The sequence below is a fragment of the Sphingomonas sp. genome, from assembly GCF_048594985.1.
Taxonomy (GTDB): Bacteria; Pseudomonadota; Alphaproteobacteria; order Sphingomonadales; family Sphingomonadaceae; genus Sphingomonas_I.
Window position 1 is genome coordinate 12,610 of record NZ_JBMDXG010000222.1, and the last position, 22,517, is coordinate 35,126.

The window sequence follows — 22,517 nt, forward strand, 5'->3', positions numbered from 1 at the left end:
CGACACCCTGACTGGAGGTTCCCATGTTCGCGCTGATGCCGGTCAACATCCGCCTCGCGCTCCGTTCGTTGAGCCGCAACCGGCTGCGGACCTTGCTCACCATGCTGGGCATGATCATCGGCGTCGCGGCCGTGCTGACGATGGTCGCGCTCGGCACCGGCGCGCGCGCCTCGGTCGAGGGCGAGGTCGGGTCGGCGGGCACCAAGCTCGTCTTCGTCAAATCGGGCAATTACACGCGCGGCGGCGAAAGCGTCGGCATCGATTCGGGCATGGGGTCGGCCGACACGCTGACCGTGGCGGATATGAACGCGATCGCGGACGAGGTGTCGGGCATCAAGCATGTCAGCCCGCGCCTCGGCACGCGCACCAGCATCGCCGCCGGCGCCAAGAAAGCCTTCGCCAAGGTCGAAGGCGTCGCCCCTTCTTTTGCCGAGGCCTATTCGTGGGATCTGACCGGCAAGATGTTTGCCGATGGGGCGGCCGAAGCCGTCATCGGCCGCGCGCTGGCCGACCAATTGTTCGGCCCAGGCATCGATCCCGTAGGCAAGACGATCGAGATACGCGGCGAGAATTTCGCGATCGCGGGGCTGACGCCGGGCGGGTCCGACGGACAGACCGAGACGGCCTTCGTGCCCTACACGAAGCTTCAGACGATGCTGGGCAAGCGCAACATCGACGGCATCGTGATCGCGGCGGAAAAAGCGGGTGACGCGTCGCGCATCGCCGAGGACGTGAAGAAACTGCTCCGCACGCGCCACGGCCGGGGCGGTGGGGCCGCGAACAATTATCTGAGCGCGCAGGCCGGCGCCGGCGGATCGCCCGACGACTTCACGGTCGAGACGCAGGCGGCGCAGGCGCTGACGCAGGGACTCTACACGCCGGCCGCCGCCTTCGCACTGGCCAACCTTCCCAAGCTCGACGAGGTCAATCTCGAGGAGATGGCCGACACGCTCGACCATGCCAGCGACACGATGACCGCGCTGCTCGCCAGTATCGCGGGCGTGTCGCTGATCGTCGGCGGGATCGGCATCATGAACATCATGCTCGTTTCGGTGACCGAGCGAACGCGCGAGATCGGCCTGCGTGTCGCGTCGGGCGCGCGCTCCGGCGATGTCGCGATGCAGTTCCTGATCGAAGCCGTCACGCTCAGCGTGATCGGCGGGATCATCGGCCTGATCCTGGGGCTGATCTCCTCCCGGATCATCGGCTGGGCGTTGGCCTGGCCGGTGTCGGTATCACCCGGCGCAATGGCGCTCGCGATGGGGATCGCGACGGCGGTCGGCCTGGTCTTCGGCAGCTATCCCGCGCGTCGCGCGTCGCTGCTCGATCCGATCGATGCGCTGCGCACCGAATAATCGACGGGATGGCTCCGCGCGATCCTGCACGGTCGGGCATATCGCGCCGATGGATCGGGACTGGCGCGATCGTGGCGGCAGCGATCCTGCTGGGTATGTGGATATGGGGGGCGCCCCACATCCATGCGGGCTCCTCCGACGATGGCCTGGAGCAGTCGGCGCGTCGCTTCGTCCGGCTTGGATTGGCGCTGCGGCAGATCGCGCCGGAGGAGATCGACGGATATTTCGGCTCCCCGCCCAACGAGGCGCCGGCCGACGAGTCCACGCCAAGGCTTGCCACCATGGATGGCAAGATCGGACAGCTGATGGAGACGCTGCGGCAGCTTCCCGCCAGCGCGCGACGCGACCGGCTGCTCCTCCGTTCGCAAGGGCTCCGCACGCTCGTGGGCTTGATCGAGCGTCCGGGGTCGATGCCGTTCGAGGAGGAGCAACGACGGCTGTACGGCATCGCCACGCCCCCACTGGATCAGGCGGCGTTCGCGCGCGTGCGCGCCGAGCTGAACCGGCTGCTGCCCGGGGAAGGATCGCTCGGTCGTCGGATCGAGGCTTATCGCCGGTCGCTGATCGTACCGGAGGCTGCGCGCCCGGCGCTGTTCGCGCGCGCGCTGGCCGAATGCCGCCGCCGCACGCGGCAGCATTGGTCGCTGCCCGCCAACGAGCAGACCGACGTCGAATGGACCGGAGCGGTGGACGCCGCCTGGCACAATTATCAGGGCGAGTATCGCAGCACGCTGCGCGTCAATCCGCAGGCCGTCGCCTTCATCGGCTCGGCGGTCGATGTCGCGTGTCACGAGGGATATCCGGGCCATCACACCCAGTTCGTCCTGGCCGAGATGGGCGGGCTGCATGTCGAGGATCGCCTCGTCTTCCTTCGCTCGGCGGGGTCGGCGCTGCGCGAGGGCGCGGCCGAATATGGCGTTTCTCTGGTCTTTCCGCCCGACGAACGGCTGGGATTCGAGCGCGACGTGCTGTTTCCCATGGCGGGGCTGCCCCCGGCCGAAGCCGCGCGGTTCGAACGCGTGCGCCAGCTTTCCTATGCGCTTGCGCCCGCCGCGCTGCCGATCCTGCGCGCTTATCGTGACGGCCGGATCGACAGGGACGAGGCGGCGGACGCGCTGGAACATGACGCGCTGATCGCCAGCCCGCGCGCACTGATCGCGTTCGTCGACTCACTCGGCGCGTACTCCGCCGGCTACACTGCCGCGCGCGTGCGGGTGCAAAGCGCGGTAGAGCGCGGCGCCCCGACCCTGGCCGCACGATGGGATCGACTGGCCTGCCTGATCCGCGCGGCCGACGATGCGCCCCTGCGCCGCCCCACCGCCATACCCTGTTCTCCCGCCGTCACCGGCGGCCCCACCATCAAGGAGGTCGGATAATGCCGCCATTCCATCGCCACGTATTTCCCGCCCTCATTGCATTGCTGCACGCAACGGCGTCGAGCGGAGCCGGCGCGGCACCGCCGGCCAAGCCGGACCCGAACGCCGCCGCCTTCCTCAGGGAAAACGCCGTCGCGATGGACCGGATGATGGCCGAAATGCACGTGCCCCCAACCGGCGATGTCGATCGTGATTTCGCCGTCATGATGATCCCGCATCATCAAGGCGCAGTCGACATGGCGCGGGCGCTGCTCCGGCACGGCAGCAACCCCGAGCTCAAGGCGCTTGCCCGGAACATCATAGCCACGCAGCAGAAGGAAATCGCGCTGATGCAGCGCGTTCTCCGGGAGAAGGGCGTCTCCCCCGCCCCGGCAAAGCCCCAGGCCAGCCATCACCATCACGGCGTGAATTGAGCGCCGCCCCTTTGCTTCAAGCCGGCGCGCCCCGCCCGCCGGCACCCCTCACCCGATCGGCGGCCCCGGAGGCAACGGAAAGCGTGAGCGGGGCGAATCGCCCCATTCGGGCATGACGTGTTTCGGCATGTGCGCTCCCGGGTCTTCAAGGTAGCGTTCGATGTCGCGGCCTGACTGGCGATAGAAAGCGGCGGTCAGCGCATCCGCGTCGCTCCGCTTGCGCAACTGCTCCGCGAGCGTGCCCAGCCGGTCCAGCACGAACGCCCGGGCCTCGGGCGCGGTATCCTCGGCCACGCCGAGCGTCATCATCGAACGCAGCGTGACCTCCTGGACCGCGCGGAGGAGCGCGCGATGCTGCACGCTGCCCGCCGGCGTCCGGCCCCAGCTTGCGGCGAGCACCGTGTCCACCATTTGCGGGAAGGTCAGCGTGTCCGACGTGCGCGCAGACAGCGCGACCATCCGTGCCGCACGGTCGGGCGCGAACAGCGGCTCGACCACCATCGCGGCGAGAATCCGCGCGGCGCGAAGCTGGTCGAACACGTCGTCGCGCGACAAATCCTCCAGATTGCGCTCGGGATCGGGCGTGAGCTGGATGAGGAGCGATTCCGGAATTTCCAGATTCTTCGGATCGATCGCGTCCATCAGCAGGTCGAGGATCGCGCGCTGGCGCGCCGCCGGAATGAATTCGGTCGGGGGAAGCGGGTGCGCTTCGTCCTTCACCGAGATGTTCTGCAGCATGCCGCCGATATAACGGATGCCGGATTCGATCGCGTAACGCTGCTGCAGATAGACGATCCACAGGCGCATGTCGCGGAGCGCCCCGATCGGCTCGCCCGGCTTCAGCATCTGCGGGCCGAAAGCGTCGAGCGCGATCTTACGCACCGCCGCCGTCTCGCGCAGATTTTCCTCGGGCGACTCGCGGTCGTCATACCAGGTCCAGCGCGGATCGGTGCCCTGCGTGAACACGATCCCGTGGTCGCGCATATCCTTGACGACACCGTCGAGGCCCGCTTTCTCCCGACCTTGCGCGAACGGCGTATAGGCGTAGCGCGTCATGTAGGTGTCGTACGCGCCGACCGACGTCATGAACGATTCGGACAGGTCGAGCTTGCCGTTGGTCACCTTCACGCGCGGCGTCGGATATTCCATCACCGACGAGCGGTTGTTGAGGTTCGCCGCCCAATTGTGCTGGAAGCCCAGCGTGTGGCCCAGTTCGTGCGCGGTGAGCAGCGCCTGGCGCAGATAGGCCATGTCGCGCTGCCCCTTGGGCATGGCGTTGAACTGATCCGCACTGGTGATCGACGGATCGGCGATCGTCAGCCCCGATCCATCCGCCGGCAGACCGCCGCTATAGGCATCGTAATAACTGGCGATCGTGCGCAGCCGATATGTGTCCATATGCGTCTTCGAACCCAGCACCTCGCCAGTGCGGGGATCCAGATAATTGCCGCTGGACGAAAAGCCGCGCTCGTCGCGGTGGATCCACAGGACATAAGCATAACGTATGTCCATCGGGTCCATGTCGGCCGGGGCGTCCTTCGCCTCGATCGCATTCTTGAAGCCGGCCGCCTCGAACGCCCTGTTCCACCATAGCAGGCCTTCCTTCATCGCCTGGCGGATCGGATCGGGAATGGCGGGGTCGAAATAATAAACGATCGGCGTCTTGGGTTCGCTGAGCGGCGCCGAGGGATCCTTCTTCTCCAGCCGCCACCGCGTGATCCATTTGGTCATCGGATAGTCGTCGATCGGCTTGGAGAAATCGTGGAAGCGGATCGCGCTCACGCCGATGCGGGGGTCCGCCTCACGCGGGACATAGCCCGTCGGCGCCTTCAGGAAGCTGTGGTGGATCCGCAGCGTCAGCACGCCGTCCGCGGGCGTCACGTCGCTGATCGCTTCGCCCGGCGCGTCGGAGGTGAAGGTGGCGATCGTCTCGATCTCGGTATTTTCCGGAAACGCCTTCATCCGCTTGGGGTAGAAGCTGCTGCGCGCCGGCTCGAAGCGGAACGTGCCCTGCTTCGCCCGCTTGATGCGCGGAATGACGTTGCCGGCGTCGCGCATGAAAAGCGGGGTGCCGTCCACCACCACCTTTCCGCCCGCTTCGGACACGACCGGCAGGACGGCGAGGACCGAAGTAGGGAAGGAGTCCGCCACCCCCTCCTGCGTCTTGGCCGCCGCGCCGGGCGCGCGATAGTCCATGTTGATCTGGTTGACGACGACCTTGCCGCCCGCACGCTGGAAGTGGATGACCGAACTGGAGATGATCCCGCGATCGAACGGCACCTGCACCGATCCGGGATTGGTCGCCGCCGAGACGTAATAGAGCACGTCCTGATCGAAGACGGGCACCTCGATCAGGACACGCCCTTCGGCGGCGTCCCAGTAGAAGGGAACGTAGCCATCGGCGCGGGGCAGTCCCGCGAGCGACTTGGCCGCCGTTGCCGATGACCCCGCCGGCGATGGCGCGGCGAGTGCCGCGACCGGGGACAGCGCCGCCACCATCGCCGCCGTCGACGCCCACCGCATCCAGTCGCTGGCCTTCATATCATGTCCCCCACCCGTGGCGGCACCCCGCCAATATCCGTCAGATCAAGCGTACCGCGTTGCGGACGACGTCCTCATCCGCCGACATTGGGATATTTGATGCCCAGTTGGTCGAGGTAGGTCGGGTATTTGTCCGCATCGTAATAATATTTGCTCATCTCCGGACGCAGTTTGTCCATCAGGTCCTTGTTGAGCCAGATTGCGGGCTTGTCGTTCGGTCCGATCAGCGGTGCGTAGGTATCGCTCTTGAACTGGACATTCTGCTGATACGCCTTGGCGTCCGCGATCAGCTTCGGCGTGGTCATCAGGTCGAGGACGGTCATCGATACCGCCTTCGCGCCCGCCACCACGCCCTTGTGCGCGATCGGGGTCGCCATCGCGATCGCCGCCAGCTTGTTGTGGCCGATCATGTTGGGGATGTTCGACGGGAAGCGGATGGTGATCGTCGGCACGGTCCACATCACGTCGCCGATATCGTCCGAACCGCCGCCCATCGACGTCGGGCGCGTCGCCGGATCCTGCAGCGGCTTGATCTCGGTCGCCAGCGGCTCGACCTTGCGCCCGTTGGCGACCTGGACCGCCTTGGCGAAGGCCTGATCGTCCGGGGTCCATTTCGGCTGGCCGACCGCGCGGATATTGGCATAGGCCGCCTCGGCCATCGGCTTGTTGCCCCAATTCGGCGCGGCATAGCCCAGGATGCGATGCGACACGGTGGTGCCGCTCTGCCTGGCGGCCGCTTCCGAAATCTCGTTGCCGATCTCGTACATGTTCTTGACCGCGGCAAAGGTCCGGTCGCGGAAGTAGTACCAGACCGACGCCACGTCGGGCACGACGTTGGGCTGGCCACCGCCGTTCGAGATCACGTAATGCGACCGCTGGGTGACCGGCAGATGCTCGCGACGGAAATTCCAGGCCGCGTCCATCAGCTCGACTCCGTCGAGCGCGCTGCGCCCCTCCCACGGCATGCCGGCGGCATGCGCCGTCTTGCCGCGGAACGTATATTCGACCGAGACCATGCCGTTATTGCCGCCCTCGCCGTAGCTCGTGCCGAAATCGTTGGCGACATGGAGGAAGATGGTGGCGTCGACATCCTTGAAGAGGCCGTCGCGCACATAATAGGCCTTCGTGCCGAGCAACTCCTCCGCCACGCCCGGCCAGATCATCAACCGACCGGGGATCTTGTTCTTCTCCATGACGTGCTTGGTGGCGATCGCCGCTGCGATGACGAGCGGCATGCCGGCATTGTGACCCTCGCCATGCCCGGGCGCGCCATCGATGATCGGCTTCAGCGTCGGACTGCCCGGCACCTGGCTGAGGCCCAACAGACAGTCGATGTCGCTGCCGATCGCGATCAGCGGCCCGCCGCTGCCCCAGGTTGCCGTCCACGCGGTCGGCGTGCCGGCGACGCCGCGCGTGATCGTGAAGCCGTTCTTTTCGAGGATCGAGGTCAGATATTCGGAGGTCTTGACCTCCTGAAATCCCGGTTCGGCGAAGGCGAAGACGGTGTCGACCATCACCTGCACCTGCTTCGCCTGGGAATCGACATCGGCGATTGCGGCCTGCTTCAGCTTGGCCGGCGCCGCCGCCGCGCACGGCGCGGTCAGTGCGATGCCGAGCAAGCCACCCAGCAGATGTTTGTGCACACTCTTCTTCATTCTCGTCGTCCCCCGGTCCCACGCACGATCATCTTGCTGCAGCCGCGATGCGGCGGCGCGGCAACAGCGTAACAGAAAGAAAGGACAGGGTTCCTGCAATATATTGCCCGCGGGGGCGGGATTTTGCCGGAAAACGTCAATCAGGCAGATTTAAACGCGAGTTTTCGGTAGCAGGCAACGGCCAGAAAGCCTGAATCACGCTCCGTTGAATACGACCGGGGGGATATTCCGGTTGGCGACCTGACGCATCACGAAGCTCGATCGGATGCGCGCGACATGCGGCAGCGTCGACAATTCGCTCCGGTAGACGCGGTCATAATCCTCGAACGACCGGACATGGACGATCATGAGGAAGTCGGTATCGCCCGAGACGAAGCTGCAAAACGACATCGAGGGGCACTTGATCACCGCCGTCTCGAACTCGTTCAGGACCTGCTCGGTCTGGCTGGTCAGCTCGATCGCGACCATCGCCATGATCGCGAAGCCGAGCTGGGAAAGGTCGAGGTCGGCGACATAACCGCGAACGACGCCGCGCTCCTCGAGGATCTTCCGCCGGCGCGCCGTCGCCGTGCTCGAAAGATGCACGCGATCGCCCAGGGCAACATCGGACGCCCGGCCGTCGCGCATCAGTTCACGCAGGATCCGGTAATCGATGGGATCGATCGAACGGTTGGAATCGTCCGTACTCAATGCCTTCCCCCTTGTCAGCGCTCGTCAGGCTAGGCGGAAAGCCTTCGCCCGCGCAATCGCCGCGATGCAACATAGGGATAGCCGGGAGCCCGGAAGTCGCGTCCGGTTCCGATCGTTCAGATTGGATGAGCATGATATCGATCACGCTTCGACCGGGCCGGAAGCGGATGGTGACCCCTACGGGACTCGAACCCGTGTTTTCGCCGTGAGAGGGCGACGTCCTAGACCGCTAGACGAAGGGGCCAGCGCTGGCGCGAAGGCGGGCGTCTATGCGGGTGGGGGCGCGGCGTCAAGCGAGACGTGGCGTCACGCCGCCTCGGCCTCCGCGGCTTGCTCCGCCGCGCGCTGTTCGGCCTGCTGGCGCGCCCACATTTCGGCATAGAGGCCGCCTTGCGCGACGAGGCCGGCGTGCGCCCCGCGCTCGACGATGCGGCCCTTGTCGAGCACGATGATCTCGTCGGCGTGAACGATGGTCGACAGGCGATGCGCGACGATGACCGTGGTCCGCCGCGCGGCGATCCGTTCGAGCGTATCCTGGATCGCCGCCTCGGTCCGGCTGTCGAGCGCGCTGGTCGCCTCGTCGAGGATCAGCAAAGCCGGATCCTTGAGCAGGGTCCGCGCGATCGCGACGCGCTGCTTCTCGCCCCCCGACAATTTGAGCCCGCGCTCGCCGACCTTCGTGCCGTAGCCGTCGGGGAGCGCCATGATGAAGTCGTGGATCGCGGCCCCGCGCGCCGCCGCCTCGACCTCCGCCTGGGTGGCGCCGGCACGGCCATAAGCGATATTGTAGCCGATCGTGTCGTTGAACAGCACGGTATCCTGCGGGACGATCCCGATCGCGCGGCGGACCGAAGCCTGCGTGACGCCCGCGACGTCCTGCCCGTCGATCAGGATGCGGCCGCCGGTCACGTCGTAGAAGCGGAACAGCAGCCGCGCGAGCGTCGACTTGCCCGCGCCCGACGGCCCGACCACCGCGAGCGTGCCGCCGGCTGGGACCGCGAAGCTCACGTCGCGCAGGATCCGGCGTTCGGGATCATAGGCGAAGTCGACATGCTCGAACGCGACCGCGCCGCCGCGCGGCACGAGATCGGGTGCGCCGGGCGCGTCGACCACCTCCTCAGGCGTATCGACCAGGCCGAACATCGCCTCCATGTCGATCAGGCCCTGGCGGATCTCGCGATAGACCATGCCGAGGAAATCGAGCGGGCGGAAAAGCTGCGCCAGCATCGTGTTGATGAACACGACGTCACCGGTCGAGAAGCGCCCATGGCTCCAGCCCCACACACTGTACGCCATCGCGCCGGCCATCATCGCGTTGGTGATGAAGGCCTGGCCGATATTCATCCAGGCGAGGCTGGTTTCGACCTTGACCGTGGTGTCGATCAGCCGCGTGACGCTTTCGCCATAGCGGCGCTGCTCGACGCCCTCCGCGCCGAAATATTTGACCGTTTCGTAGTTGAGGAGCGAATCGACCGCCTTCTGCGTCGCCTCGCCATCGGTCGCAGTCCATTCGCGACGCAGCGCGATGCGCCATTCGGTCATGCGGCGGGTGAAGCCGACATACAGCACCACCATCGCGGCGGTCGCGGCGACGAGCCCGGGGCCGAACTTGACGAGGAAGATCGCGCACACGGCGACCAGCTCGAAAATGGTCGGCGCGATGTTGAACAGGAGGAAATAGAGCATCGTGTCGATGCTCTTGGTGCCGCGTTCGATCACGCGCGTGAGCGCGCCGGTGCGGCGTTCGAGATGGAAGCGCAGCGAGAGACGGTGGAGATGGGCGAACACCTCCAGGCTCAGCCGCCGCGCCGCATCCTGCCCGACACGTTCGAAGATGGCGTTGCGCAGATTGTCGAACAGCGTCCCGCCGAAGCGCGCGGCGGCATAAGCGACGACCAGCGCGATTGCGAGGCCGGCGGCCCCCTCCATCCCCGGCGCCATCCGGTCGATCGCAGCCTTGTAGGCGAAGGGCATGGCGAGCGTGAGCAATTTCGCCAGCAGCACCAGCACCATCGCGAACGTGACGCGCGCGCGCAAAGCGGGCCGGTCCTTCGGCCACAGATAGGGCAGAAAGCGGCGCAGCGCGGCCCAGCCGTCGGCGGGCGGGGCGGGGAGTTCGGACGAGGAGGGGGGCATCGCCCCCTTAGATAGTGCGCGCGGCGCGCGGTGCCAGCGCCCGCCGCCCCGGCCCTGCCCACCGGCATTCGGAAGTTTACACCGACTCGCGGAAAGTGATGCCAAAGCAGGGGTATGCGCACGCATCCGGGCGCGGGCCAGAGCGGGCAGGAAGAGGCCGAGCGCTCCATCGGCCACCCCCAGATCCGCCAGCCCCTGCATGATGATCCATGTACATGTTTTGTTCCATTCGATCAAGCTGCGCAACGATGTGAACCGCGCCGCGGGCGAACCGTTGGGGCGGCAAAGGAGACAGACGATGGACAGCCAGCCGCCGCAGCCGATGATCCACGAAGACGCTTTGCCGGGCAGCGAGGCGAGCCTCGATCCGCGTCCCGAATACATGCCCCGTTATCCGGGATCGGGCCGGCTGGCGGGCAAGGCGGCGATCGTCACCGGCGGCGACAGCGGGATCGGCCGCGCGGTCGCGGTGCTCTACGCGCGCGAGGGCGCCGACGTCGCGATCGTCTATCTGTCCGAGCATGAGGATGCCGAGGAGACGAAGCGCGCGGTGGAGGCCGAAGGGCGCCGCTGCGTGACGATCGCGGGCGACGTCGGCGACAAGGATTTCTGCCAGAAGGCGATCGACCAGACGGTCGAGGCGTTCGGGCGGATCGACATCCTCGTCAACAATGCCGGCGAGCAGCATCCCGATCAGGACATCGTCGACATCACCGAGGAGCAATTGCGCCGCACGTTCCAGACCAACATCTTCGGCATGTTCTTCATGACGCAGGCGGCGCGCCCGCACCTGAAAGCGGGCGCCGCGATCGTCAATTGCACCAGCGTCACCAGCTATCAGGGTGAGAAGGAGCTGATCGATTACAGCTCGACCAAGGGCGCGATCACCGCCTTCACCCGCGCGCTGAGCGAACAGCTGGTCGGTGAGGGCATCCGCGTCAACGCGGTCGCGCCGGGGCCGATCTGGACCCCGCTCAACCCGTGCGGCGGCGCGAGCGAGGAGAAGCTCGCGCATTTCGGGGAGGGCACGCCGATGGGCCGCCCCGGCCAGCCGAACGAGGTCGCGCCGAGCTTCCTGTTCCTTGCGTGCGAGGACAGCAGCTACATGTCGGGGCAGGTGCTGCACCCGAACGGCGGCACCGTCGTCAACGGCTGAGCCATGTACGAACTGTGGTACTGGCCCTCGCTGCCCGGGCGCGGGGAATTTCCCCGGCTGGCGCTGGAGGCGGGCGGCATCCCCTATCGCGACATGGCGCGCGAGGCGGGGGAGGAGGGATTCGCCGCGCTGGAGGCGGATATGGACCGCACGCGCGGGGACCCGCCGTTCGCGCCTCCCTATCTGATCGCCGACGGCATAGTGATCGGCCAGGCGGCGAACATCCTGCTGTTCCTGGGCGAAAGACATGGGCTTGCCCCCAGCAATCCGGCCGGGCGGCTCTGGGTCCATCAGTGCCAGCTCACCATCGCCGATATGGTGACCGAGGCGCACGACACGCATCATCCGGTATCGATGGGGGACTATTACGAGGACCAGAAAACCGAGGCGAAGCGGCGCGCGGCAGACTTTCGCGATGCGCGCATTCCCAAATTCCTCGGCTGGTTCGATCGGATCCTGGCGCAGCGCGGCGACTGGCTGGCGGGTGGAGGCTGGAGCTATGCCGACCTGTCGCTGTTCCACCTGATCGCCGGGCTGCGTCATGCCTTTCCCCGGCGGATGGCGACGGTCGCGCGCGACGTGCCGCGCGTGATCGCGCTGCACGACCGGGTGGCGGCGCTGCCCGCGCTGGCGGACTATCTCGCGAGCGAGCGCCGGCTGCGGTTCAATCAGGAGGGCATCTTCCGCCATTATCCCGAACTCGACGGCGAGTGAGCGGCGGCCGATGCACGATGTTCCCCTGCAACATACCGGCGTCGCGATGCCGTTGCGCCGCGCCGCTTATGCTTTCCTGATCCTGACGCTGGCCGCCTGCTCGCCGGATCACGCGCCGACCGCGAACAAGGCCGATCCGGCGGTGGGCGGCCCCGCGCTCGACGGGACGTTGCGCGACCCGAGCGAGGAAGGCCAGGGTCTGCATGAGGAACGGAACGCGCTGGGCCGCGTCGTCACCGTGCCGGGCGACCTGCTGTTTGCCGGCGGCTCCGCCACCTTGAGCCCCAAAGCGGGCGAGTCGCTGCTCACGGTCGCCAACATGATCCGGGCGGCGGGCCCCGGCGCGGTGCAGGTGGTGGGGCATGGCGATACCACGAGGGACGAGGGCGCGAACCAGCGCCTGACCGCACAGCGAGCGCAGGCGGTTGCCGACTGGCTGGGGCGCCAGGTCGGATTGGAGCGGCGGCGTTTCGTCGTGCTGGGCCGGGGGGCGGCCGATCCGGTGGCGGAGGATACGCGGCTGAACGGGCTGGACGATGCCGAAGGGCGCGCGCGCAACCGCCGCATCGAGATCGCGATCCCCGAATAAGGGCCGATCCCCGGCTCGGCAGGCCACCACCCCATCCCGCCGGTTGCCCGGTCGGGGCTTCCCCCCTAAAGCCCGGCGCGCCATGGCCGCCCCGCCGATCACCATCGCCGTTCCGAAAGGCCGCATCCTCGCCGAGGTGCTGCCGCTGTTCGCGCGCGCCGGAATCGAGCCCGAGCCCGCCTTCGCCGACGAAAATAGCCGCGCCTTGCGCTTCGCCACCAACCGGCCCGACATCGGGCTGATCCGGGTGCGCGCGTTCGACGTCGCGACCTTCGTCGCGCATGGGGCCGCGCAGCTCGGCGTGGTCGGATCCGACGTACTGATTGAGTTCGATTATTCGGAGCTCTACGCGCCGGTCGACCTGGGCATCGGCCATTGCCGGATCGCGATCGCCGAACCGCGCGCGATGGCCGAGGCGGACGATCCGCGCGGATGGAGCCACGTCCGCGTCGCGACCAAATATCCCAACATCACGCGCCGCCATTTCGAGGCGCGCGGCGTGCAGGCCGAATGCGTCAAGCTGAACGGGGCGATGGAGATCGCGCCCGTGCTGGGCCTGTCGAGCCGCATCGTCGACCTCGTTTCGAGCGGACGGACGCTGAAGGAAAACGGGCTGGTCGAGGTCGAGACGATCGCGGAGGTTTCGGCGCGGCTGATCGTCAACCGCGCCGCGTTCAAGACGCAGGGCGAGACGGTGATCCCGTTGGTCGAGGCGTTCCGCGCGGCGGCGGAGGAAGCGGCGCATGCGGCTTGACGCATCCGATCCGGGGTTCGCCGAAGCCTTCACCGCGCTGGTCGAGGCGCGGCGCGAGGCCGATGCCGACCTGTCGCGCGATGTTGCGGCGATCGTCGCGCGCGTCCGCGCGGAGGGCGACGCGGCGCTACGCGAACATACGCAGCGGTTCGACCGCCACGACCTCGATCACGGTGGGTGGGAGGTTTCGAAGGCCGAGCGGCAGGCGGCGCTGGGCGGGCTGGACGCGGAGTTGCGCGCGGCGATCGAGCTCGCGGCCGAACGGATCAGCGCCTATCACGCGGCACAGAAGCCCGAGGATCGCGACGCGACCGACGCGGCGGGGGTCCGCCTTGGCGCGCGCTGGCGCGCGGTCGATGCGGCGGGGCTGTACGTGCCCGGCGGGCGCGCGGCCTATCCCTCGACCGTCCTGATGAACGCGATTCCCGCGCGCGCGGCGGGGGTCGAGCGGCTGGTGATGGTCACGCCGACGCCCGACGGGATCGTCAACCCGCTGGTCCTGGCGGCGGCCGAGATTGCCGGCGTGGACGAAGTGTGGCGGATCGGCGGCGCGCAGGCGATCGCCGCGCTCGCCTACGGCACGGAACGGATCGCGGCCGTCGACGTGATCGTCGGGCCGGGCAATGCCTGGGTGGCGGAGGCCAAGCGCCAGCTTTACGGCGTGGTGGGGATCGACATGGTCGCGGGTCCCTCCGAGATCGTCGTGGTGGCCGACGGCGCGAACGATCCCGAATGGATCGCGGCGGACCTGCTGAGCCAGGCCGAGCATGACCCGACCAGCCAGTCGATCCTGTTCACCGACGACGCGGATTTCGCGGACCGGACGGCGGCGGCGGTCGAGCGGCAGCTGGGTGCGCTGGCCACCGGCGCGACCGCGCGCGCGGCGTGGGAGGCGAACGGCGCGATCATCGTCGTGCCGTCGCCGGATGCGGCAATGCCGCTGGTGGACCGGCTCGCGCCCGAACATCTCGAACTGGCGGTGGACGATCCCGAGGCGCTGTTTGCCCGGGTGCGCCATGCCGGATCGGTCTTCCTCGGCCGCTATACGCCCGAGGCCGTCGGCGACTATATCGCCGGTCCCAACCACGTCCTCCCGACCGGGCGCCGCGCGCGCTTCGCCTCGGGGCTTTCGGTACTGGATTTCATGAAGCGCACGAGTTTCATCGCCTGCGACGCGGGCAGTCTTGCCAAGATCGGGCCGGCGGCGGTCGCGCTCGCCAAGGCCGAAGGCCTGCCCGCGCACGCGGCGTCGGTGGCGGTGCGGCTGTGAGCGCGCGCAAGGGGCGGACGCAGGCGCGCTCGGCAGCGCGGCTGGCGGCGGTGCAGGCGCTGTACCAGCAGGAGATGGAGGGCACGCCGATGGCACGCCTGCTCGACGAATTCCACCGCCATCGGCTCGGCGCGACGATCGAGGACGTGGCCTATGCCGATGCCGAGGTCGCCTTCTTCGACGACGTGGTGCGCGGGGTCGACGCACGGCGTGACGAGATAGACACGCGCATCGCCGCCCGGCTGGGCAAGGGCTGGAACCTCGCCCGGCTCGACCGGCCGATGCGCGCGATCCTGCGCGCGGGCGCCTATGAACTGATCGCCCGCGCCGACGTGCCGACCGCGAGCGTAATCAGCGAATATGTCGACGTCGCCGATGCCTTCTACGACCGGCGCGAGACCGGCTTCGTTAACGGCCTGCTCGACGCGGTCGCGAAGGACGTGCGGGCATAGCACTCCGTTCGGGCTGAGCCGGCCGAAGCCCTGTCCTGACCTTTCGCGACGGTGCGAAGAACGGCCCTTCGACAGGCTCAGGGCGAGCGGGCCGGGGGTCCGCATTAGGCCGCGAGGGGGGCGCGGGGCTCCATCCGTTCGGCGCTGACCACCGCGTCGGCGGCGCGGAGTGCGGCGAGGATGCGCATCAGGTGCGCCACGTCGTCGACCTCGATCACTGTCTGGAAGGTGTGGAAGCTCGCGTCACGCTCGGCGAGGTTGAGGTTGACGATGTTCGCGCCCTGCCCGCCGAGGATGCTGGCCATCACGCCGAGCGAGCCCGGCTGGTTGCGGACGATCACGGTCAGCCGCGCGGTGCCGCCCTCGCTGCCGTCGCCCCAGCCGAGATCGATCCAGTCCTCCTCGGGCGCGGCCTGCAGCACAGGGCATTCGATCACGTGCACCTCGACCGGCGCGTCGGCGCGGCGCACCCCCACGATGCGGTCGCCCGGCACGGGCGTGCAGCAGGAGGCGAGCGTGAAGCCGATGCCGGGCGTCAGGCCCTTGACCGAGATCGGGCGGCGAGGGCCGGCGGGCGCGGGCGCGGCCTCACCCGACGAGCCAGGCATCACCGCTTCCATCACCGCCTGATCGGAAATGTCGCCGCGGGCGATCGCCTCCATCAGGTCGTCGGGCCGATCCATGTTGAGCCGCCGCACCGCGTGATCGAGCGCGTCGGGCGCGAGCGCGGTCGGCAGGCGCGCGACGATCGCATCGTAGAAGCGGCGGCCGAGCGCGACCATCTCGCCCTGTTCCTTGTTGCGTACGAAGCGACGGATCGCCGCGCGCGCCTTGCCGGTCGCGACGAAGTTGAGCCACGAGACCTGCGGCTCCTGCGCCTTGGAGCGCAGGATCTGAACCTGATCGCCATTCTGGATCAGCGTGCGCAGGGGCACGACCCGCCCGTTGATCTTGGCGCCAACCGTCTGGTCGCCCAGATCGGTATGGACCTGATAGGCGAAGTCGACCGGCGTCGCCCCGCGCGGAAGCTGGATCAGCTCGCCCTGCGGCGTGAAGGCGAAGATGCGATCCTGATACATCGCCATGCGGGTATGTTCGAGCAGCTCCTCCGGGCTCGCCGCATGTTCGAGGATCTCGACCAGATCGCGGATCCAGCGTGAATTGACGTCGGGCTGGATCATTCCGCCCGTCTTGTATGCCCAGTGCGCGGCGACGCCGAACTCGGCCTCGGCATGCATCTTGGCGGTGCGGATCTGGATCTCGATCCGGAAACGCTCGCTGTGCATCACGCCCGTATGGAGCGAGCGGTAGCCGTTGCGCTTCGGCGTCGAGATGTAATCCTTGAAGCGGCCGGGGATCATCGGCCAGCGCTGATGCAGCACGCCCAGCGCCTGATAGCATTGTTCGGGATCGTCGACGATCACGCGGAAGGCCATCACGTCGGACAATTGTTCGAAGCTGATGTGGCGCTCGCTCATCTTGCGCCAGATCGAGTAAGGATGCTTCTCGCGCCCCTCGACCTCGGCCTTGATCCCCTTCTGGCCGAGCAGCAGGCGAATGCCCGACGCGATGCGCGAGACCTGGTCGCCACCGCCCTTGCGGAGCTGTTCGAGCCGCTTGGTGATCGAATCATACGCCTCGGGCTCGAGCTCCTGGAAGGCGAGCGTCTGCATCTCCTTCATGAATTCGTACATGCCGATCCGCTCGGCGAGCGGGGCGTAGATATCCATCGTCTCGCGCGCGATGCGGCGGCGCTTCTCGGCCGACGGAATGAATTTCAGCGTCCGCATGTTGTGGAGCCGGTCGGCCAGCTTGACCAGCAGCACGCGGATGTCGCCCGACATGGCGAGCAGGAACTTGCGCAGATTCTCCGCCGCGCGCTCGTTCGCGCTCTGCGCCTCGATCTTGCTGAGCTTGGTAACCCCGTCGACGAGGCGCGCGACCGAGGGCCCGAACGTCTTTTCGATCTGCTCGGGCGTGGCGAGCGTATCCTCGACCGTGTCGTGGAGGATCGCGGTCGCGATCGTCTCATCATCGAGGTGCAGGTCGGTGAGGATGCCCGCCACCTCGATCGGGTGGCTGAAATAGGGATCGCCGTTGGCGCGCTTCTGGCTGCCATGCGCGGCCATCGAAAAGACGTAGGCGCGGTTGAGCAGGGCTTCGTCCGCATCCGGATCGTAGCCCAGCACCCGATCGACCAGTTCATATTGGCGCAGCATGCGGCCAAGATGGCGGTCTGACGCCAGGGATTGCAAGGCGCACCGCCCCTTAAGGCCATTCCAATCATAACTTTTTTTATTGCGACGGGTTCGCATCATGGTTGACGCTGCGATCGATTCTCATTAGCCGCCCGCTCGACGGATCGAAACGATCGACAAAAGGGGCAAATTGACATGAGTGACCGGCGGACACCGGCTTTCCTCGCGCTGTCGTGCGTGGGTTTCATCGCGAGCGGGCTGGCCACGCCAGCGCTGGCGCAGGATGCGACCGAACTGGACGGCGCGACCGTTACCGACACCGCCATCAGCGAGGACGTGAAGGTCGAGCGGCTGGAGTCGCCGAAATATAATCAGCCGCTGCTCGACATTCCGCAGACGATCACCGTGCTGACCGCCCAGACATTGCAGCAGCAGAATTTGCTGAGCCTGCGCGATGCGCTGAGCACCGTCCCCGGCATCACCTTCGGCGCGGGCGAAGGTGGCGGCGGCGTCGGCGATTCGTTCAACCTGCGCGGCTTCAGCGCGCTGACCGACGTGACGATCGACGGCGTGCGCGACAGCGCGCAATATACCCGATCGGACACGTTCAACATCGAGCAGATCGAGGTCATCAACGGCGCCAATTCGGTGTTCGGCGGATCGGGATCGATCGGCGGCACGATCAACCTCGTCACCAAGCGGCCGAAGGCGACCGACGCGGTCGTCGTGCAGGGCGGCGTGGGCACCGCCGATTACTGGCGCGGGACCGCCGACGCCAACATCCGCCGCGGCAACGTCGCGGCGCGCCTCAATCTGCTCGGCCACAAGAACGACATGCCCGGCCGCGATTTCGAGCATAGCAAGCGCTGGGGCATCGCGCCGTCGGTCACGGTCGGGATCGAGCAGCCGACGCGCGTGACGCTGCAATATCTCTACCAGCGCGATCGCGGCATCCCGGTCTACGGCGTGCCCTATTACAAGAACGCTTTGTATGACGGGATACTGCCCGGCGTCGATCGGAGCGGCTATTACGGCTACGAAAACGTCGACCGGACGCGCCAGTCGATCAACCAGGCGACGATCATCTTCGAACATGATTTCAGCGATCGGCTGTCGCTGCGCAACCTGAGCCGCTGGCAGAAGGTCTCCTACGATACCTACGTCAATCCGCCGCAGGGCACCTTCTGTCTCGCCAACGGCCAGACGCCGACCGGCGCGGCCTGCGCGGCGGGCCAGGTGCCCGGAACCTATTACCCCTCGGGCCCGCGCGGCACGACGCGCCTGACCGAGACGTCGATCTGGTACAACCAGCTGGACCTGCGCGCCGAATTCGGAATCGGCGGCATGACCAACACGATGACGCTCGGCGGATCGTTCGGCCAGGAGGATTATCACATCCGCAACGGCAACGTGCTGCGCAATCCGGGCGGCGCGCTGCCCAACCCCGCGCTGGACCCGATCAACATCGCCAATCCGAACGCGATCTATACCGGGCCGATCAACTTCGTGCAGACCGGCTATTCGGACGGCGATACGTTCAACAAGGCGATCTACCTGTTCGACACGCTGGCAATCACGCCGCAGATCGAGCTCAACGGCGCGATCCGCTACGAAGGGCAAAATACGGTGTTCCGCGCCGACACGGTCGTCGCCGGCGCGACGCTCGGCCAATATGTGCGCGGGCCCGACCAGGTGGCGGACGACAATCTGTTCTCGTACCGCGTCGGCGCGGTGTACAAGCCGGTGCCCAACGCCAGCCTGTATATCGCCTACGGCAATTCGCGGACGCCGGTCTCATCGGGCGTGCGCAGCGGGTGCGGCACGCCGGGCACGCAGACGCTGAACACCGATCCCTGCACCGCCAGCCCGCAGGAAGCGGTCAATTACGAGATCGGCGGCAAGATCGACCTGTTCGACGCCGCGCTGCAGCTGACCGCCGCTTTATTCCGCAACGACCGCACCAACTTCCCGGTCGCGAGCAACGATCCGTCGCTCGGCACGGTGCAGATCAACGACGGGCGCAGCCGCGTCGACGGCATCGCGCTCGGCGCGACGGGGCGGATCACCCCGCGCTGGACGATCTTCGCCAATTACACCTACCTCGACAGCAAGGTGAAGCAGAGCATCTCGAACTACTGCCTCGCCAATCCGGGCGCGAGCTTCACGCCGCCGGGCGGGACGGCGCTGACCTGCCCGACGAGCGATCTGCAGGCCGGCAATCCGCTGGTCCAGGCGCCGAAGCATGCGGGCAGCCTGTTCACCAGCTACACGCTGCCATTCGGGCTGCAGCTTGGCTACGGCTTCACCTACACGGGCAGCTTCCTGGTCAACAATGCCGCCCCGCCGCACTATAAGACCGACGACTGGATGACGCATCGCGCGATGATCGCCTACCCGGTCACCGAGCAGCTGACCGTGCAGGTCAACGTCCAGAACATCTTCGACAAGAAATATTATACGGGCGTGCGCAACAACGGCTGGGCGGTGCCGGGCGAAGGCCGCTCGGCGGTCGCCTCGCTGATCTACAACTTCTGATCAACGCTCCCCTAACGCGGCCAGTATGCGATTGATTCGCATTATTGGCTGCGTTAGGGGATGAAGCCGAGGACGGGCTCGGGCGATGTACATGTCTTCCTTCAGCGAGGGGCAGCCATTGGCGCTGCCCGGTGCGGCGCGCGGCGGCGAGGAACGATGCACGTTCCACGATCCGCGCCGCTGCAGCTGGAGCACGCTGGCGGCGATCGCGCTGGCGCATGTTGGGCTGATCGCCGCGCTGGTCCTGTTCGATGTCATCCCGATCGGTCCGGCCAAGCCCGAGCCGCTGGCGGTCACCATGGTGCCGCTGGAGATCGCGCCCCCTCCGCCGCCGTCGGCCGCGCCGCCGCCCCCGGACCAGAAGCAGATGGTGCAGCCGACGATCGTGGCGCCTCCGCCGATCGTGCAGACCCCCGCCCCGCCCGCCGCCGTCGCGGTGACGGCGGTGGCCTCGCCCGAACCGCCCGCTCCGGCCGCAGCGCCGGCGGCGGTCGCGGCCCCCTCTCCCACGCCGGGGCCGATGGCGATCGGCAAGCTGTCGCCGCTGCCCGGCAACCCGCCGCTCAAATATCCCGCGTCGGCACGCCGGCTGCATCAGCAGGGCGTGGTGCGGCTGCGCATCCTGATCGCGACCGATGGCAGCGTCACCGACATCGCGGTGGCGCAATCGAGCGGTTTCGACATCCTCGACAAGGCCGCGATCGACGTCGTCCGGCGCTGGCGCTTCCAGCCGGCGACGCGCGACGGCATGGCGGTCGAGGGCATCGGCATCTTCCCCGCCTCCTTCAAGCTCGCCTGACGGAGCCGCGGCGATGATGCTCCAGATTCCCGGCGTGCTGACGCCGGACGAGGCCGCCGCGATGCGCGCGGCGCTGCGCGCGGCAGACTGGGTCGACGGCAACGTCACCGCCGGCCGCCAGTCGGCACTGGCCAAACAGAACCGTCAGTTGCCCGAGGATTCGGCCACCGCGCGCGAGCAGGGCGGGCGCGTGCTCGACGCGCTCGGCCGTGCGCCTTTGTTCGTCGCGGCGGCGCTGCCGAGCAAGATCTATCCGCCCTTGTTCCACCTTTATGGCGTGGGCGAGACATTCGGCGACCATATCGACAACGCGATCCGCTTTCGCGCGGGCAGCGAGTTCCGGCTGCGCAGCGACCTTTCGGCGACGCTCTTCCTCAATGATCCGGATGAGTATGACGGCGGCGAGCTTATCGCAGAGGGATCGCCGCCGGTGAAGCTGCCCGCCGGCGACCTGATCCTCTACCCGGCCACCACCGTGCATCGCGTGACGCCGGTGACGCGCGGCGAGCGGATCGCGAGCTTCTTCTGGATCCAGAGCATGATCCGCGACGGCGCGGCCCGAGCACTGCTGCTCGACCTCGACCGATCGGTCCAGGAGCTCGGCGCGCGCGCGGGCCAGGACGATCCGGCGATCGTGCGGCTGACGGGGGTCTATCACAACCTCCTGCGGCGCTGGGCCGAGCTGTGATGCGGATCGAGCTCGCCAAGGAGGAAGCGCCCGCGCTGGCCCCGATCGATCCGGTGCGGCCGGCAACGCGAGCGCCGCGCAGGAAGGCCAAGTCGAAGCTCAAGACCTTTTATCTGAAGCAACTTCACACCTGGCACTGGGTGAGCGCGGCGGTATCGCTGGTCGGCATGATGCTGTTCGCGGTGACGGGCATCACGCTGAATCACGCCGCCGCGATCGACGCCACGCCCAAGGTCAGCCAGCGCAGCGCAACCCTGCCGCTGCCGCTCCTGCGGCTGCTCGCGGCGGCCCCGGCCAAGACCGACGCGCCGCTGCCGGAGGCGGTCGCGGCGCAGGTTGCGGCATCGGTCGGGATCGATCCGCGCGGCAAGGCCGGCGAATGGTCCGAGGGCGAGGTCTATGTCTCGCTACCCCGCCCCGGCGGCGACGCGTGGGTCAGCATCGACCGCGCGAGCGGCGCAATCAGCGCCGAGCTGACCGATCGCGGCTGGGTCTCCTACCTCAACGACCTCCATAAGGGGCGCAATTCGGGGTCGGCCTGGTTCTGGTTCATCGACATCTTCGCCGCCGCGTGCGTTGTCTTCACGCTCACCGGGCTGCTCCTCCTCCAGCTTCACGCCCGCAACCGGCGGTCGACCTGGCCGCTGGTCGGGCTCGGCCTCGCCCGTCCCGTCCTGATCGCCCGCCTGTTCATCCCTTGAAGGCCCGCCGCTGACCCGCACGCCGTTCCTGATCGCCGGCCTGATCGCCGCCCCGGCCACCGCCGCCGGCACGATCAGCGTCACCGTCCCCCGATTATCAGTCGCCGAATATCACCGGCCCTATGTCGCCGGCTGGATCGAGCCGGCGGGCGGCGGCGCGGCGCGCACCCTGTTCGTCTGGTACGACGTCAAGAAGGGCGGCGGCGAACCCGGCACCAAGTGGCTGGCGGACCTGCGCACCTGGTGGCGCAAGGGCGGCCGCAGCATGCGCCAGCCCGTCGACGGCGTGAGCGGCGCGACCCGGCCGCCCGGCGTCCATCGCATCGCGCTGCCCGACGGCATCGCGCCGGGGCAATATACCCTGTTCGTCGAGGCCGCGCGCGAAACCGGCGGCCGCGAGATCGTCTCCACCCCGCTCACCGTTCCGCTCAAGCCTGGCTCCGCCGCCGGCAAGAGCGAGCTCGGCGCGATCGCCGTCTCCCCCCGTTGAAAGGA

19 protein-coding genes and 1 tRNA gene are annotated in these 22,517 nt (G+C 67.7%); 14 read left to right on the plus strand and 6 right to left on the minus strand.

What is annotated here, in order from left to right; translation table 11 throughout:
- Positions 1-23 precede the first annotated feature (23 nt).
- The 3 genes from ACOJSF_RS08695 to ACOJSF_RS08705 all read left to right on the plus strand — a co-directional run bounded on the left by ACOJSF_RS08695 (position 24) and on the right by ACOJSF_RS08705 (position 3,144).
- Positions 24-1,355, plus strand: coding sequence for an ABC transporter permease (locus ACOJSF_RS08695; protein WP_420141818.1), 1,332 nt, complete (start codon positions 24-26; stop codon positions 1,353-1,355).
- Positions 1,356-1,426: 71 nt separating this feature from the next.
- Positions 1,427-2,731, plus strand: a complete 1,305-nt coding sequence (locus ACOJSF_RS08700; RefSeq protein ID WP_420141819.1) for a hypothetical protein — start codon at positions 1,427-1,429, stop codon at positions 2,729-2,731.
- Positions 2,731-3,144 carry a DUF305 domain-containing protein gene (locus ACOJSF_RS08705; protein WP_420141820.1) on the plus strand — a complete coding sequence of 138 codons (414 nt, stop codon included), beginning with the start codon at positions 2,731-2,733 and terminating at the stop codon, positions 3,142-3,144. Before ACOJSF_RS08700 ends, ACOJSF_RS08705 begins: the two co-directional genes overlap by 1 nt.
- Before the next feature lie 48 nt (positions 3,145-3,192).
- Here ACOJSF_RS08705 and ACOJSF_RS08710 read toward each other — a convergent pair whose 3' ends face one another.
- The 5 genes from ACOJSF_RS08710 to ACOJSF_RS08730 form a co-directional block, all read right to left on the minus strand.
- On the minus strand, positions 3,193-5,685 hold the full coding sequence (locus ACOJSF_RS08710) for a zinc-dependent metalloprotease (protein WP_420141821.1): 2,493 nt from the start codon (positions 5,683-5,685) through the stop codon (positions 3,193-3,195).
- Between the two features lie 74 nt (positions 5,686-5,759).
- On the minus strand, positions 5,760-7,340 hold the full coding sequence (locus ACOJSF_RS08715; protein ID WP_420141822.1) for an amidohydrolase: 1,581 nt from the start codon (positions 7,338-7,340) through the stop codon (positions 5,760-5,762).
- 195 nt (positions 7,341-7,535) lie between these two features.
- Positions 7,536-8,030, minus strand: coding sequence for an Lrp/AsnC family transcriptional regulator (locus tag ACOJSF_RS08720; protein WP_420141823.1), 495 nt, complete (start codon positions 8,028-8,030; stop codon positions 7,536-7,538).
- Positions 8,031-8,198: 168 nt separating this feature from the next.
- Positions 8,199-8,274 (minus strand) — tRNA-Glu (locus ACOJSF_RS08725).
- A 62-nt stretch (positions 8,275-8,336) separates the two neighbouring features.
- Positions 8,337-10,166, minus strand: a complete 1,830-nt coding sequence (locus ACOJSF_RS08730) for an ABCB family ABC transporter ATP-binding protein/permease (RefSeq protein ID WP_420141824.1) — start codon at positions 10,164-10,166, stop codon at positions 8,337-8,339.
- A gap of 298 nt (positions 10,167-10,464) precedes the next feature.
- Between ACOJSF_RS08730 and ACOJSF_RS08735 the strand changes: the two genes are divergently transcribed.
- The 6 genes from ACOJSF_RS08735 (at position 10,465) to nusB (ending at position 15,101) form a co-directional block, all read left to right on the plus strand.
- Positions 10,465-11,322 carry an SDR family oxidoreductase gene (locus ACOJSF_RS08735; RefSeq protein WP_420141825.1) on the plus strand — a complete coding sequence of 286 codons (858 nt, stop codon included), beginning with the start codon at positions 10,465-10,467 and terminating at the stop codon, positions 11,320-11,322.
- A 3-nt stretch (positions 11,323-11,325) separates the two neighbouring features.
- Positions 11,326-12,036: a glutathione S-transferase gene (locus ACOJSF_RS08740; RefSeq protein WP_420141826.1), complete on the plus strand. Its 711-nt coding sequence runs from the start codon at positions 11,326-11,328 to the stop codon at positions 12,034-12,036.
- Positions 12,037-12,046: 10 nt separating this feature from the next.
- On the plus strand, positions 12,047-12,625 hold the full coding sequence (locus ACOJSF_RS08745; RefSeq protein ID WP_420141827.1) for an OmpA family protein: 579 nt from the start codon (positions 12,047-12,049) through the stop codon (positions 12,623-12,625).
- A gap of 82 nt (positions 12,626-12,707) precedes the next feature.
- Positions 12,708-13,379: an ATP phosphoribosyltransferase gene (gene hisG, locus ACOJSF_RS08750; protein ID WP_420141828.1), complete on the plus strand. Its 672-nt coding sequence runs from the start codon at positions 12,708-12,710 to the stop codon at positions 13,377-13,379.
- Positions 13,369-14,649 (plus strand): histidinol dehydrogenase, encoded by a 1,281-nt coding sequence (gene hisD, locus ACOJSF_RS08755; protein ID WP_420141829.1) that lies wholly within the window; start codon positions 13,369-13,371, stop codon positions 14,647-14,649. The genes hisG and hisD overlap by 11 nt, the downstream gene beginning before the upstream one ends.
- Positions 14,646-15,101 carry a transcription antitermination factor NusB gene (gene nusB, locus ACOJSF_RS08760; protein WP_420141830.1) on the plus strand — a complete coding sequence of 152 codons (456 nt, stop codon included), beginning with the start codon at positions 14,646-14,648 and terminating at the stop codon, positions 15,099-15,101. The genes hisD and nusB overlap by 4 nt, the downstream gene beginning before the upstream one ends.
- A gap of 104 nt (positions 15,102-15,205) precedes the next feature.
- Here nusB and ACOJSF_RS08765 read toward each other — a convergent pair whose 3' ends face one another.
- A complete protein-coding gene (locus ACOJSF_RS08765) occupies positions 15,206-17,320 on the minus strand; it encodes a RelA/SpoT family protein (protein WP_420141831.1) in 2,115 nt (704 codons plus the stop codon).
- Positions 17,321-17,494: 174 nt separating this feature from the next.
- On the opposite strand from ACOJSF_RS08765, the gene ACOJSF_RS08770 reads away from it, so the two are divergent.
- The 5 genes from ACOJSF_RS08770 to ACOJSF_RS08790 all read left to right on the plus strand — a co-directional run bounded on the left by ACOJSF_RS08770 (position 17,495) and on the right by ACOJSF_RS08790 (position 22,512).
- Positions 17,495-19,834 (plus strand): TonB-dependent receptor, encoded by a 2,340-nt coding sequence (locus tag ACOJSF_RS08770; protein WP_420141832.1) that lies wholly within the window; start codon positions 17,495-17,497, stop codon positions 19,832-19,834.
- Positions 19,835-19,925: 91 nt separating this feature from the next.
- Entirely contained in the window at positions 19,926-20,633 is a 708-nt protein-coding gene (locus ACOJSF_RS08775; protein ID WP_420141833.1) for a TonB family protein, read from the plus strand.
- Between the two features lie 13 nt (positions 20,634-20,646).
- A complete protein-coding gene (locus tag ACOJSF_RS08780; RefSeq protein WP_420141834.1) occupies positions 20,647-21,321 on the plus strand; it encodes a Fe2+-dependent dioxygenase in 675 nt (224 codons plus the stop codon).
- Positions 21,321-22,022 carry a PepSY-associated TM helix domain-containing protein gene (locus ACOJSF_RS08785; RefSeq protein WP_420141835.1) on the plus strand — a complete coding sequence of 234 codons (702 nt, stop codon included), beginning with the start codon at positions 21,321-21,323 and terminating at the stop codon, positions 22,020-22,022. The genes ACOJSF_RS08780 and ACOJSF_RS08785 overlap by 1 nt, the downstream gene beginning before the upstream one ends.
- Positions 22,023-22,032: 10 nt before the next feature.
- Complete coding sequence (locus ACOJSF_RS08790; RefSeq protein WP_420141846.1) at positions 22,033-22,512, plus strand: DUF2271 domain-containing protein; 480 nt, start codon at positions 22,033-22,035, stop codon at positions 22,510-22,512.
- Positions 22,513-22,517: the final 5 nt, after the last annotated feature.